This is a genomic window from Pontibacillus salicampi (assembly GCF_042434395.1).
In the GTDB taxonomy this organism is placed as follows: domain Bacteria; phylum Bacillota; class Bacilli; order Bacillales; family BH030062; genus Pontibacillus; species Pontibacillus salicampi.
This window is the reverse complement of sequence record NZ_JBHLTP010000013.1, coordinates 472,131-485,959: the sequence shown is the minus strand read 5'-3', so window position 1 is coordinate 485,959 and position 13,829 is coordinate 472,131. Positions and strand designations below refer to the sequence as shown.

Below are 13,829 nucleotides of genomic sequence, written 5' to 3'. Positions count from 1 at the left end.
ATCTAATAGAAGGGAATGGAAATAAAGCCCAAAATAACACTATGTAACAACCCTTCGTAAGCGTTATTCTTGTTCCACTACACTTCCTCTGGAGATAACCTCAAAGCCATACTGCTGTCTTGTTGGTTTATCTTCCATTAGTACACTATTCACTAACGCTCTTCCTACCTCTTGAAACGGTAAAGCTATAGTGGTGATATTCAAAGCCTTCGAAATAGGATGGTTATCAAACCCAACAACGGCTAAGTCTCCAGGCACTGTCATCCCTTGCTTTTGGCATTCCATAACAATCCCTGCTGCAACCTGATCACTCGCAACGAGTAATGCACTAGGCTTTTCTCCCTGAACTAACAGCTGATGAACTACTTGTTCCCCGTCTTCTAGCGACAACCGATTCGTAAACAGCCACTCTTCATGGATAGAGGCCCCTATTCTGTTCATCGCATCAGCAAATGCTTCCTGCCTTATTAGACTATTGGTGCTATTAGGACGAGATATACAATAGCCAATACGACGGTGGCCTGATTCTATTAGTAGATTCATACCTGCAGTAAAGGCATCATAATGATGAATAGAAACAGAAGAAATGTGCTCGGAGGCATTATCTTCACATACAACAATCGGCCCGTAAGGTTGATAGCCTTTTAAACAATCCCACGACACAGCTCTTGATGTAATAACCACTCCATCGATTTGTTTATGCTTAAGCATTTCCATAGCTTCTATTTCTTTATTTTCATCATAGGTAGTCTGAAAAAGGACAAGCGTATATCCAAGTTCCAGAGCTCGGCTAGATATCCCATTCAATAATTGCGAGAAATATGGATGATTAACAAACGGAATTACAACCCCTATTAGCCTCGTCTTACCTACAGAAAGATTAATAGCATTGCTGTTTTGGATGTATTCTAATGCCTCAATAGCTGCCTCCACTGCTTTTCGCTTTTCCTCCCTTACATAGGGATGACCATTCAGTACCCTTGAAACGGTCGTAACAGATACATTTGCGTATTGGGCAACGTCTTTTATGTTAGCCAATTCCTTAACCTCCTTACCTTACAAACAATAGAACTCCACCAGTGGAAAACCTATTTCAATCCTCTATCCTTTTTCTTTCATAATCCTCTTGCTATGAAACGCATTTCATACTTTATAGTTAACTCAACTTGCAAGTACTCCCTTAAAAGCCATGGCCATTTATCAAAAAGTAAACACTACCTTATGGTACACCTATCTCACAGAAAGGAGGCGAGACAGTATGATAAAAGGATTTATCATTCTACTATTATTATGTTCCTTCGAGATTGCTACTGTCTATACTGCTTTAAAACTATCTAAAACTCCTATTGTAGTAGAGCCATATGAAAATTGGTTCTATGATCGGTAACGACATATCGATATAGAAAAACTGGAGAGCTGCTCTGCCCTCCAGTTTTTGTCTGTTTACTGCGATACGCGTATGCCTTTCGTTTGTTCTTTCTTATGACGATCCTTTACAAATATAAGACCTAATTCATAATGGTCGTTCTGATACATAGCACTTTGCGCAAATTTAATTTCTCCACTAGCATCGCGGATTTCCATCTTACAATAAGCTCCGTTACGCTGAAGAGCCTGATGGAATTCCTCTTCATTGGAAACGGCTTGTCCGTTTACTTTTTCAATTTGCTCTCCGACAATCAGTCCCATTTTATCCGCTGTTGAATAGGGGATAACACCTAGAACAGGTAAGCCGTTATGCCTTGGTGTGAATAATGGACTTCGAGCACGGTCCTGCCATTTTACACTCAACACACTAGCCTCTCGTCCCAAAATGGCTATCACGACACTAATTAAGGATAGAACAGGGATATATAGACCGCCTATAGCAGCAGCTAACGTAACAAACGAGAGAAGTAGTACATAATTGCCAATTTGATTGGCAGCCTGATGAGGAGAGAGTCCTTTTACCTTCACATCATATCCAGTCACAAAAGGAATGAGCATTAACCCAAAGCTCTCTCCATTAAAAGTAAAGAGCGGCCACCATGAAGCAAAGGCTTCGATAAGTCCTCCTGGAATCAGCATGAAAGCTGGAATCATCCCAAGACGTTTCACCTGGTGCTGACCGATTAGCTTACCGCGTCCCCCTTTAATGTAATGAGGAAATGATGCATTATTATGATGCTTCTTCCATAGAAAAGCTTCTACTATTAAAAAGATCCCTATTAGGATAGGCAGGCTAGTCGGATCAAACGCTGCCAATCCATCGGACAGTACGGAAGGTAAAAAAGAAACAGCATCTATCGGTACAAAATATAAAACTAAGAAAGTAAATCCCATTGTATAGGTTAGCGATATCCAATTAAAACGAAGCAGGAAAGATGACAGTATGAAAAAGATAGTCATCAGTAACACAACTGCATAGGGCACTACTATACCAACAGCAATAGAAACTACCGAAATGAGCAAACCGCCAAGAAGCGCAATTCCTTTTGTACCCTTCCACTCTGAATAAATATTAAATACTTTTATTCCGAAATCTCTACGTTCTCGTTTAATTCGTTGAATGGAAGCTAGTAATAGGAGTCCAATGACGATGTACACCATCGGGTGAATGAAGAATCTTCCTATACCTTTTGCTAACTCTAGCAGCCATGATTCTACCATAATCGTCCCCTCCACAAATATGTACTATGCAAATATATTCGCATACGCTAATTAGACTATGTATGTTGATTGTACGTTATCTGGAATAAGAAGAAAATAGGTTTCCCTAGATATCTCTTCCAATACTATAAATAATTGTGGTTTTCTCCAAAAATAAAAGGATACTAGGTTATGAGAAAATCGTCTTTTCCGGTAAAAAGGTGTATCAATGGATTAAAGAGAGCTTCGATTCTGTTCTCATTCAACGCTTTCCCCTTACACCATTTAAAGGAGGATACGGTAACACTGCAACCATTATTACATTCCTCTCTAAACAGAAAAATAACCCGCAGCCACAGCCACGGGTTAGTACTATCCTACATAGATGCAGCACACCTGTTATTGGAACAGAACCTCTAGTGCTTTATCCATTTGTGTGTCATTTTCTTTATTTTGTACTTTTTCGATAATGAGAGATTGCAGCGTACTGCCTGTTTTCTCGTTAATTTTCCCTGTTACTTCTAAATCCTTATCTTGTTGAAACTCTTCCACAGCAGATACGGTTTTATCGCTATAGTACCCATCTGTTCGTCCGGGGTCATAGCCAAGACCTTTGAGCATTTTTTGTACATTTGCAATCTTATCGCTAGTTTGATCAAATTGTAACGTTTTATCGATTTGAACCGGATTCGTGTAATAATACTCTGGTAATTCTTCTTTCACAGTAGGCTTAATTCCATCCTCATGAATCCAATTACCATCTGGAGTAAGCCATTTAAATAGAGTAAGCTTCAGATTACTGCCATCTCCCATTGGAAGGGCTTGCTGTACAGTTCCTTTCCCAAAGCTGTTCGTCCCAACAAGATCATATCCTCCAGCTTCCTTCATCGCTCCAGCTAATATTTCGGAAGCTGAGGCACTGCCTTCATCCATTAGAACCGTAATAGGATAATCCTTTTTCTCATTTAAATCGGAGAAGTAACGCTTTTTCTCTCCTTCGCTATCCTCAATTTGTACATACGGCTGATCCTTCGTTATAAAGTTCTCTAAAATATCCTGTGCTGCTGTAAATAAGCCGCCTGGATTACCGCGTACATCAATAACGAGTCCTTCTATGCCTTGATCCTCGAGCTCATTCAGCATTTTATCAAAATCAGCTGCTGTATTTTCAGAGAAAGAGGTTACCTCTAAGACGCCAACCTTCTTTCTATCTACTGTTTTCACATCGGAATACACCGTTTCAATAGGGATGGTATCTCGCTTCACTTTAATCGACAAGTTCTCCTCAACGCCAGGACGATCGACTTCAAGCGTAACGGTCGTGCCTTTTTCCCCACGTATCTTTAACACAGCATCGTACAAATCCATACCTTCAATGTTCTCGCCGTCCACACTAACAATCTGGTCCTTTGGCTTTAAACCAGCTTCTTCCGCAGGTGAACCTTTAAAAGGAGAAACAATCGTAACTCTGCCATCCTTCATGCTCACTTCTGTTCCAATACCTTCAAAGGAGGAGGAGATAGAGTTGTTGAATTGTTCCATCGTTTCCTTATCCATATACGTACTATATGGATCATCTAATGTATCGAGCATTCCTTGAATGGCACCCTCTATAAGCTGTTTCGACTCTACATCGGACACGTATTTTTCCATAATGACGGAATACGCTTTATTTACTTTAGAGAGCTCGCCTTCGTTGTCCTCTTTTAACCCATCTAGAATATTACCTATTGATTCTTCGTCTGACGAAGTGGTTCCTTTATCTGTACTTGCTTTTTGGTCAGAATCCTGCTCTTGGGCTTGTCCTGTACCTGGCTGGATGAACTGCACACCAGCATATGTGGCGCCTCCACCAATTAACATGGCCAGTATTAGCAAGGCGGCCAGATAACGCCTTTTTAAGTTCATATACTTCACCTCGATAAACTTGTAATAAGGAATGGTTTGCACAAAGAGGCATCACACCGATAATGTTGTGCGATGCCTCTACTCATACTCTATGTTATAGAAGGGTTGGACATGTTTAATATTGTATCTATTTACGTAAGGATGTTGTGCCATTTCTATAAAGCCATTTTACACTAAATGGAGCCTACAAAAAAGTCCCAATATGAGCACATTCATTCTTTTCTAATGGTCCTCAACCGTTTGGCAGCAGCATGTATGAGCGAATGTTTTATTTTATGAGCAGATTTTACAAAATACGGGCGAATTTTCAGATTTATGGGCGTATATTACTTTTTTATGAGCGCCCCATACCAAAAGGCTTTTCATCCTTTGTTAGCTATAAAAAAACACACTACAATATGTAGTGTGCTGCTATCCTTGTTCCTTTATGCTCCTTCTTCTATTTACTCGTTAATTTATCAGCTAGGAGCCAACCAGACGTTCCGTTCAATCCACCACCTGGCCATGTGGCTGCACCTACCATATATAGCTGATCGATTGGAGTTTCGTACCTCGAATAGCCTGGCATTGGACGGAACATATAGTTTTGAAACATGTGATGGCTTCCACTCACGCTGTCGCCACCGACTAAATTAGGATTATCCTTTTCTAAATCCTGAGGAGATAACACAACTCGATTCCGTATAACCTCTTTAGCGTTTGGTGCATATTCGGAAAGCTTATCCATAACTCTATCAGCATACTGCTCTTTGATTACATTCCAGCTGCTAGGTTCAATGTTTCCGAGCGCATCCTTTTTCACATGAGAGGGCAGTGCTCTAACCTGAATCCATGCCGTAGACTTCCCAGCCGGGGAGCGTTCCGGATCAATGGTGTCAGGCTGACCCACGACAAGCATTGGACTATCTGGAAGGGTACCACTCATTGCTTGCGTGTATGTGCGAGCAAAATCATCCACATATGGACCAATATGAATATAAGCAAATTCGGCATACTCTTCTCCAGCTTTCCATTGCAAGGGAGCATCTAGTGACAGATGAATCATCATCGTACCTGGACCATACTGATACTTTTCTGCTTTTTGAACATATTTGGCTGGAAGAGTTTCTTTATCTAGGAAGCGGTTGATCATTTGGGACGGTGTCACATTCCCGATGACTGCCTTGTCCGCATGTATTTCTTCCCCGTTCTCTAGAACTACTCCATACGCTTTCCCGTTCTTCTCCAGAACTTTACTAACAGGCGCCTCTGTACGCACCTCTCCTTCTCGAGCTCGTACCATGCCTACCATAGCATTTATCAAGCGCTGGACCCCTCCCCTTGAAAATGCCATGCCATTTCGTTGATTTAATATAGATTCAATAAATGGAAATACGGCCCCATTAGATACGTCAGGAGCAAAGTCTAAGTGAAACCCCCATGGGACAATCATTGCCTTTACTTTATCATTCTCAAACCAATGGTCTACAAACTCACGAGGAGATTGTAAGATATGACTTCCTAATTCCAGTACACCATTCATCTTCAGCTGACGAAATACCTTCCATGCGTGTCTACCCGCCTGAACAGAAGGCAATTCCATTTGCATTAGAGGCATAAAATAAGGAGAGGTTTTATCAAAATAATCATTTAATTCCTTCCAAGCATAGGTATCCCTGGAGGAGTGGTACGCAATACTCTTATACATTTCCTTTCTATTCTGATAGGCACCTATTCCTGTATCATCAGGGAATACACTAGCGTATGGTTTGTTACTAATAACGGGCTCTACATCATAGCGATTCAGTTCTCCACGATATTTCTCGTAAAACGATGATCCTAAAAATAACCCGATATTCATGGCATAAATATCATGCATAAAGCCAGGCTCTGTTATTTCGTATGATTTCGAAGCACCACCAGGGAGGGATGACTTTTCTAACACTAGCACCTTCCATCCCTTGTCGGCTAACCGTATAGCAGTAACCAGCCCATTGTGTCCAGCGCCGATAATAATGGCATCATAGGATTGAGTCATTGTTCCATCTCCTAACTTGAATAGTAAAAGCCCATAACATTAAGTATAATTACTTCGTTTATACCCTTACAAAGAGCAGCTAAACCGTTGTGGTCATTTAAGAATGTGGTGGTTTAAAGAAGGAAGCAACCAGCTCATCTGAAACATCGGCAAGAGATTGATAGATGTAGTTAGGAGTACGGTCTTTATCCACTAAAACAGAACGAACTCCTTCATAGAAGTCTTCATGGTGCATAAATTGCTTTGCGAGTATCAAATCTGTTCGGAAGCATTCCTCTCTCGATGCTCCCTCTCCTTCCATAAGCTGCTTCAACGTCACCTTTAAGGAAGCAGGAGATTTAGATAGTAGCTGTTCCCTCGTTTTTCTAGCGAACTCTGTGCCCTGTTTTTCTAAAGCATCCATAATGTCCTCTACTCTCTGATGGGAAAAGCATTCGTCAATCTCCTTCTGATAAGTAGGAAGCGTCGCTCGTGGGGATGGCTCTTGACTGTACTGTTGAATTAGATGAAGAAGCTCATTATCCACATGCACCTCACCCCAATTAGTACGCTCTAGCTCACCGATAAAATTTGTTACCTTATCACTTGGAATAAATGTATCTGCGGCGTGTATATACATTGTATCCGCTCCAGGAATAACCTCTGCCGTCAACGCTAAATAACGTCCAATATATCCAGGAGCTTTATTAAGAAAGTGAGCTGCCCCCACATCAGGGAAAAAGCCGATATTCATCTCAGGCATCGCCCATTTCGTTCGGTCTGTAACTATCCGGTAGCGAGCACCATAGCTCAGACCAACCCCGCCCCCCATGACTACTCCATCTAAACACGCTACAATAGGCTTTGGATAAGAGTATATATAGTGATCTACCTCGTATTCCTCTTCAAAAAAAGCAACCGCATGCTGGTAGGCCTGGTGACTAGACCTCGCTTCATATAGAGATTTAATATCTCCCCCTGCACAAAATCCCTTTTCCCCAGCACCTTGAAGCAGCACAAGCTGGACATTCTCATCTGTTTCCCATTCCTTCAGCTTCTGATGGATTTCCTTCAGCATCCCATAAGTAAGCGAGTTAATCGCCTTTGGCCGGTTTAGGGTAATCGTAGCAAGTCCAGTAGATTGAACTTCGCATAACACCTCGTTCATTGCCATTCCGCTTCCTCCTTTAGTTAATGGATTAAGTATTTTCCTGCCTTCCTTCTGTTTGAGAGCAAGGGCAGCTACCTACATGGATATATAAAGCGCTTACAAATATGTACCTAGTTATCTGCTTATCTATCAATAAATAGGTTTACACCCGCTCCCCTCTTCAGCTTTCAAATAGCAGGGTAGCTAATACTCGCAGTGTAGAATGATTATATGGCAATGTCAAACCTTTGCGCTTATTTCTAGAAAACAACCAATTGGTAGAGGTCTTTCTATAAAAATGGCCTCTCGAAAAGAAAGCTTCTCCCTATCTCCCCTACTTACATAAATCTAAAGTCATAACAGCTATAGAAAAAATTTTCTCATCATTTGTGATCCAAGTGTCCATATTGTTCGTTCTCTCCTTGAGATGCATATGCTTATGTTCGTTCACAAAATGTTCTCTAGTTTTTCTAACAGATTTCATGATTTCGTTATACTATTGGCCTTTAGGAGGAGATGACGTGGAAAAGGACATCCGAAAAAGGAAACAACAATCAACTAATAAACATAGTAAAGCTTCCCTTTACCGAACAGTCTGGAGGTGGCATTTCTATGCTGGTATTATGATAGCACCCTTTCTGCTTATTCTTGCAATAACCGGTTCTATCTACTTATTCAAGCCAGAAATAGAACAGGTACTCTATCAGGATTATTATGAAATAAAAGCGGAAGGAGATACCCTAACGCCATCTAATCAAATAGAAGAAGTTAAGGCTGCCTATCCAGATGCGACCATTACCTCGTTCAATCCGGGAGAAACCCCTACTCGTTCTAGTGAAGTAGGTATTACATCTAATAACGAAGCTGCAACAGCCTTCGTCAATCCATACACTGGCGAAGTGATTGGAACCCTTAACAGCGGGGACAAAATAATGAACAAGATAGAAGAAATACATGGCGAATTGATGGCTGGGACAATAGGAGATCGAATCGTAGAATTAGCTGCTAGCTGGGGAATCGTACTGATTGTAACTGGCTTGTATATGTGGCTCCCAAGAAAGAAGCTGCGTCTAGCTGGTGTCCTTTACCCAAGAAGGAAAAACGGTCCTCAAACGTTTCGGAGAGATTTGCACGCTGTGACTGCATTTTGGCTAGCTGGAGGGATGCTGTTTTTAATCATGACAGGACTGCCGTGGTCTGGACTATGGGGAAATAATTTTCAAATTGCTGCAACGAATGCAGGTACAGGATATCCACCTTCCATATGGACAGGAAGCCCCCCTTCCTCGGATGTGAAAGCAAAGGATATAGCAGAAGTGCCATGGGCTGCTGAACAATTAGACGTTCCTTCCTCTGACTTACAAGGGTATCGTCCCCTATCCGTTGATGATGTAGTATCCATTGCACAGCGAGAAGAGGTTCATCCAAGCTATACCATTTATATACCGAATGAAAAGGAAGGCGTATTTACACTGTCCGCTTTTCCACCAAAAGCCCAGCAGGAAGTTACTATGCACATTGACCAATACTCAGGTGCCATACTGGCAGATTACCGCTTTGATGACTACGGAATAGTAGGAAAAAGCGTTGCCTTAGGCATCACCTTACATACAGGTAATCAATTCGGACTCCTAAACAAGGTTATAAGCTTATTTATTTGTTTAGGAATCATTCTTGTTATAGTAAGTGGTTTTTACTTATGGCGTAAACGGAAGCCAAACCAAAGAAGTATGGGAGCACCAAAAGCCGGCAGCATCAAGGAAGGAAGAACGTTTCTCATCGTAATGGCAGCCTTAGGAATTCTATTTCCATTAGTGGGGTTATCCCTCGTGGTCGTATTATTATTAGACCTGTTAGTCATACAACGAATACCTTCATGGAAGAAGTTCCTGAATGCCTAATGTCAATCGAGAGGAGGATATGTAAGATGTCGAATAAGATACCGGTAATTTCTTTTCTGTTCTTGTGCTTATTGCTTAGCGCATGCTCCTTGAATGAAAATGCTGTCGATTTATACGAACAACAAGACCCCCTCATACCTGACATAACCTTGCCTGCTACTTTTTCTGATAACACAGAGGAGGAAATCAAGGTCACACTTACTCAAAATGGTTCGATAATAAAAGAAGTTGATACGGTCGAGATTGAAATTTGGAAGCAGGATGGCACCTATCATAGCGGCGTAAAAAAAGCGCAACTAGGCAGCCTTGGCCAATATAGTGTTAAGGCACCATTTGATAAGGATGGACTATATGTAGTGCAGATAAAAGCCAGTGTTGAGGACAAGATGATTATGCCAGAACAACAAATAATCGTAGGAGAGTTATCAAAGAGTGATAGAGAATATCTACAACAACAAGCACCAAAGCCGATGCAATCACACGAGGGTCACCATTAAATCGTTCTCCTTTTCGTCGCAGGAGTGTTGTTGGATGATTATGGAGTACCTGTTCATACCTACTCAGGAAGAGTGCATCATGAAATCCCCCTAAAATAGGTAAGTTGATAGTAGCTATTGGAAACATAAACGGATCATTTTGTTGTGCTGCACTAATATCAATTAGGCTCGTAATTTGTAATCAAACCACCCTCTAAATAAGTACACAGATACAAAAAAGGAGGAAGTTCACCTCATTGTATAGGTGTCTTCTTCCTTTTTCTATCTATATCTATGACCTTCAAATGTCGTGCCGTTTCTTTCTACTTCAGCTTAATTCGTACCGGCTTGTTCTCCTGTGTACCCTGCGTTTGAATAGTTTTTCTATTGTCCTTATCCAAAGCAGTTCTTTTTATGGAACTTGTTACATCGTGTATCATATCCCCCATGTCATGAACAGACTCAATTAAGGGATCAACGGCTTCCATTTTCCCTTTTACATCAACTGAAATTTGATTGGCTTCCTGGATCAGTTCTTCTGCTTCATCCGTAATGCTGTTAATAGATTTCCGTGCATCAGATAGCGTCTCTTTTGTTTCAGCTAATGTGGCCATGAGTTTTCGTAATGTCAAAATCAAAAAGATGACGAGAACAATAAACGCAATAGCTATAAGAGTAACACTCCATTCAATCACTGAGACCACCTCCCTTCCCCTTTTTAAGTCTATGAGGAGGAGGATTCGGACATTCCTTCGTTACTAGTTCAACAAGACCATAAAATGGATAAACAATCATTTCTGGAAAGACCTCCATTAGATAAATCCTCTTACCTCCCATGATAGGATGTTTGGATTACTATCTTAAACGAATAGCAATGTTTTCATAAATAAACAATGCGCACTCCAGCCGGAGGCCAGAGTACGCATTAGTAGTGTACTTGCTTTAATGTTTTTGGGAGAGACTCCCTTAAGTAAGCTTGTCTACTTACTTTGTAATGTTACAATAATATCCTTTTAAAGAATTACTAACGGATTAACGACCTTCAACCTTTTGGACTAAAACCTAGAGCATGTGGCCTTGCATGGAACACCCCCAGCCCCCTCTGGCTATGCAACCAGAGGGAAATCATCCAACTATAATAAATGGCTTTAGTAAGGCACATAGTAACTGAAATTCATAATAAATATAATTATTATAATCCCTATAAGACAAAGTGCCGTAACCATTTTGATTTCAAAATATTTCATAATTAATCTATCTAAGAGAAAAAAAGAAAATGATAGTATCAAAGCTTCCAGACTAAATAAGGAACCAGCAATGATATGCAAGATAGCACTTATATATACCTCAGAGATATTTATTTTTATGGTCAATACTCTAGCAATTCGATCACATAGGAACGAGACCCATAAAAAGCCTATGTATATTACTAAAAATAAATCAAAAAAGTATCCTCCAACATTTTCTAAATAGTTCAACTCATTTTCCCCTAAATATAATAATGGAAAAATAAAGATTGAAATTGAAATGTATAATACACTAACAAATAATTTTCTGGGCAAGTTTTCCGCCAAAAAGTTCATATTTAATGCTCCATTTCTTGATTATATACCATCGTGTAGAGAACACTTATATGAATATCTACACCATAACTATTTAGAGTAATTCTACCCTTCCCCTCTCAGGTTCTGGATTAAGACCAAACAGTGCATTAACGTTTGTATGTCTTTCATACATAAGCAAATGGTCATTATCACTGAACCAAGGAATACCAAAAAATTCATGAGACGGGTGTTAATAAGTTTTCCATTTTGAAATATTCATATTTGGAGTCTACATCAGGAAAATTGATTATCAGAGATAAATGAAGCCTTTCCATGATAGGTATCAATGGCATTCTTATTTAAAGCCTGCTCTTTTTTGTCAGGTACATGGTTCGTAAATGTTCTTTTAAATTCCATTAAATCAGAGCAGTTGATTTTCGCGTTACCATCTATTCCGTTCCCTATCATGCGTTCTTGCCAATCGAAGAGCTCGGCAGCTCCGTAATAACAAACCATGTACCATGTCCATGGTAAAATAGTTCACCGTGAGTTAAGGTGAACTTAGATCTAACCAGCACAACAAGATAATTTAGAGACATCTTTATCAAACGTCAAACTTGCTAGCTTCAATCCTTCGGCCATCGTTAGGTAAGGAGCCATGGTCTCTTGAAGGTCTTCGGCTGTTAATTTAAATTTCACAGCTAACGTAGCTGCATAAATGACATCGCCAGCATTTTCAGCCACCACATGAGTACCTATAATCTGATTGCTCTTGGCGTCCATGATCAGTTTGAAAACACCTTGGTTATGATGATTCACTAATGCTCTTGGAACCGATTCTAATGGAAGAACGGACGTTTTCACATCATAACCAGCTTGATTGGCTTGGCTTTCTGTCCATCCAATAGAAGCGATCGAGGGTGTTGTAAACGTCACCGCGGGTACATGTTCCAAACTTTGTTTCTTTTTAGATGGTTTAGATACGTTTTGCCCTACGATGCCTCCTTGGTGAGCTGCTACATATACGAATTGAGGACTAATAGTTACATCCCCAGCTGCATAGATATGAGGGATATTTGTCTCCAGAAAGTCATTTATAAGAACTTCTCCATCTTCACCCAACGCTAATTTAATGTTATCTCCTTGGAGTTTTTCTGTATTGGGCTTCCTCCCCGCAGCCACAAGAAGCTGATCACCTTCTATAGTCTTTTCGTTTCCTTCAACTTCCAAATGAATGTATTTTTTGCCATTCTTTTCTTCAACTTTTTTATAATTGACCTCCTTCATTAGAGTAATACCCTCTTCTTTTAACATACCTTCAACGGTTTCAGAGATCTCTGGATCATATTGTTTCAGGAGTCTAGAACTCCGTTGCAAAAATGTAACCTCAGCACCTAAATGTCTATACATTTGTCCTATTTCTAGAGCGATATATCCGGATCCTATAATAACAAGATGGTTTGGAACTTTCTTCAACTCTAACGCAGACGTGCTTGTTAGATAAGATGTATCCTCCAGCCCAGGAATATCCGGAATGAAAGGGGATGCCCCTGTGGCAATTAAAAAGGATGCAGCTGTGAAATCTTTCCCCTGTACAGAAATGGTATGTGCATCAAGGAAGTGAGCTTCTCCTTGAATAAGCTCGAATCCATATTCTTCAATGAGGTCTTCATACTTCTCTTTACGCAATTGTTGAACCAACTTCTCTTTTTGGTTTTGTAGATTAGCCATATCCGGTTGTTTAGCCGAGGTCATCAAACCACGGAAAGGATGATGCCCGGATTGGAATTGAATATGTCCAGCTTGAAGTAAGGTTTTAGAAGGCACACATCCGATATTCACACAGGTGCCTCCGACGTCTCCTTTTTCTACCATCGCTACTTGAAGTCCATTTTCAGATGCTTGGATAGCTGCTGAAAAGGCTGCCCCACCGGAACCTATAATTAAAAAGTCGTAATCGTAGGTCTTATTCACGGATCTTCTTTCATCGCTTGTGGACATAGAGATAATTTCTCCCGGTTCATAAGGTGTCTTTCGCAGTTCTTCTCGTATAATCTCTTTCTGTCTTTCATCTATTAATTTGAATTCAGCCTTTCCCTCTTTATGGTCTACCTGAATATTTTCAGCCCCATTTTCTTGAAGCGTATCTCGTACATGATTTTCACATCTTCCACATGTCATTCCTTTGATTTCAATTAGAAATTCTTTCATTTTCATATCCTCCTT

The 13,829-nt window shown here is 40.4% G+C and carries 11 protein-coding genes; 3 read left to right on the top strand and 8 right to left on the bottom strand.

Annotated elements, in window-relative coordinates:
• Positions 1–63: 63 nt before the first annotated feature.
• On the bottom strand, positions 64–1,038 hold the full coding sequence (locus ACFFGV_RS17850; RefSeq protein WP_377350774.1) for a LacI family DNA-binding transcriptional regulator: 975 nt from the start codon (positions 1,036–1,038) through the stop codon (positions 64–66).
• A gap of 220 nt (positions 1,039–1,258) precedes the next feature.
• On the opposite strand from ACFFGV_RS17850, the gene ACFFGV_RS17845 reads away from it, so the two are divergent.
• Positions 1,259–1,387, top strand: a complete 129-nt coding sequence (locus tag ACFFGV_RS17845) for a hypothetical protein (RefSeq protein ID WP_377350772.1) — start codon at positions 1,259–1,261, stop codon at positions 1,385–1,387.
• A gap of 56 nt (positions 1,388–1,443) precedes the next feature.
• On the opposite strand, the gene ACFFGV_RS17840 is transcribed toward ACFFGV_RS17845, so the two are convergent.
• From ACFFGV_RS17840 to ACFFGV_RS17825, 4 genes are all read right to left on the bottom strand, one after another.
• Positions 1,444–2,649, bottom strand: coding sequence for a PDZ domain-containing protein (locus tag ACFFGV_RS17840; RefSeq protein ID WP_377350770.1), 1,206 nt, complete (start codon positions 2,647–2,649; stop codon positions 1,444–1,446).
• Between the two features lie 378 nt (positions 2,650–3,027).
• Positions 3,028–4,536: a S41 family peptidase gene (locus tag ACFFGV_RS17835; protein WP_377350767.1), complete on the bottom strand. Its 1,509-nt coding sequence runs from the start codon at positions 4,534–4,536 to the stop codon at positions 3,028–3,030.
• Between the two features lie 439 nt (positions 4,537–4,975).
• Positions 4,976–6,553: a phytoene desaturase family protein gene (locus ACFFGV_RS17830; protein ID WP_377350765.1), complete on the bottom strand. Its 1,578-nt coding sequence runs from the start codon at positions 6,551–6,553 to the stop codon at positions 4,976–4,978.
• 97 nt (positions 6,554–6,650) lie between these two features.
• Positions 6,651–7,700, bottom strand: a complete 1,050-nt coding sequence (locus ACFFGV_RS17825) for an enoyl-CoA hydratase/isomerase family protein (protein ID WP_377351120.1) — start codon at positions 7,698–7,700, stop codon at positions 6,651–6,653.
• A gap of 503 nt (positions 7,701–8,203) precedes the next feature.
• On the opposite strand from ACFFGV_RS17825, the gene ACFFGV_RS17820 reads away from it, so the two are divergent.
• Positions 8,204–9,583, top strand: a complete 1,380-nt coding sequence (locus ACFFGV_RS17820) for a PepSY-associated TM helix domain-containing protein (RefSeq protein WP_377350762.1) — start codon at positions 8,204–8,206, stop codon at positions 9,581–9,583.
• A gap of 26 nt (positions 9,584–9,609) precedes the next feature.
• Positions 9,610–10,080 carry a FixH family protein gene (locus tag ACFFGV_RS17815; protein WP_377350759.1) on the top strand — a complete coding sequence of 157 codons (471 nt, stop codon included), beginning with the start codon at positions 9,610–9,612 and terminating at the stop codon, positions 10,078–10,080.
• A gap of 302 nt (positions 10,081–10,382) precedes the next feature.
• Here ACFFGV_RS17815 and ACFFGV_RS17810 read toward each other — a convergent pair whose 3' ends face one another.
• From ACFFGV_RS17810 to merA, 3 genes are all read right to left on the bottom strand, one after another.
• A complete protein-coding gene (locus tag ACFFGV_RS17810) occupies positions 10,383–10,754 on the bottom strand; it encodes a DUF948 domain-containing protein (RefSeq protein ID WP_377350757.1) in 372 nt (123 codons plus the stop codon).
• Positions 10,755–11,897: 1,143 nt separating this feature from the next.
• Complete coding sequence (locus tag ACFFGV_RS17805; RefSeq protein ID WP_377350754.1) at positions 11,898–12,119, bottom strand: hypothetical protein; 222 nt, start codon at positions 12,117–12,119, stop codon at positions 11,898–11,900.
• 51 nt (positions 12,120–12,170) lie between these two features.
• On the bottom strand, positions 12,171–13,814 hold the full coding sequence (gene merA / locus ACFFGV_RS17800) for a mercury(II) reductase (protein WP_377350751.1): 1,644 nt from the start codon (positions 13,812–13,814) through the stop codon (positions 12,171–12,173).
• Between the last annotated feature and the right edge of the window lie 15 nt (positions 13,815–13,829).

Bases quoted from the DNA above. Each gene is read 5' to 3' on its own strand.
- ACFFGV_RS17845 (WP_377350772.1), top strand. From the start codon at position 1,259: ATGATAAAAGGATTTATCATTCTACTATTATTATGTTCCTTCGAGATT.
- ACFFGV_RS17830 (WP_377350765.1), bottom strand. From the start codon at position 6,553: ATGACTCAATCCTATGATGCCATTATTATCGGCGCTGGACACAATGGG.
- merA (WP_377350751.1), bottom strand. From the start codon at position 13,814: ATGAAAGAATTTCTAATTGAAATCAAAGGAATGACATGTGGAAGATGT.
- ACFFGV_RS17815 (WP_377350759.1), top strand. From the start codon at position 9,610: ATGTCGAATAAGATACCGGTAATTTCTTTTCTGTTCTTGTGCTTATTG.
- ACFFGV_RS17805 (WP_377350754.1), bottom strand. From the start codon at position 12,119: ATGGTTTGTTATTACGGAGCTGCCGAGCTCTTCGATTGGCAAGAACGC.
- ACFFGV_RS17835 (WP_377350767.1), bottom strand. From the start codon at position 4,536: ATGAACTTAAAAAGGCGTTATCTGGCCGCCTTGCTAATACTGGCCATG.
- ACFFGV_RS17840 (WP_377350770.1), bottom strand. From the start codon at position 2,649: ATGGTAGAATCATGGCTGCTAGAGTTAGCAAAAGGTATAGGAAGATTC.
- ACFFGV_RS17825 (WP_377351120.1), bottom strand. From the start codon at position 7,700: ATGAACGAGGTGTTATGCGAAGTTCAATCTACTGGACTTGCTACGATT.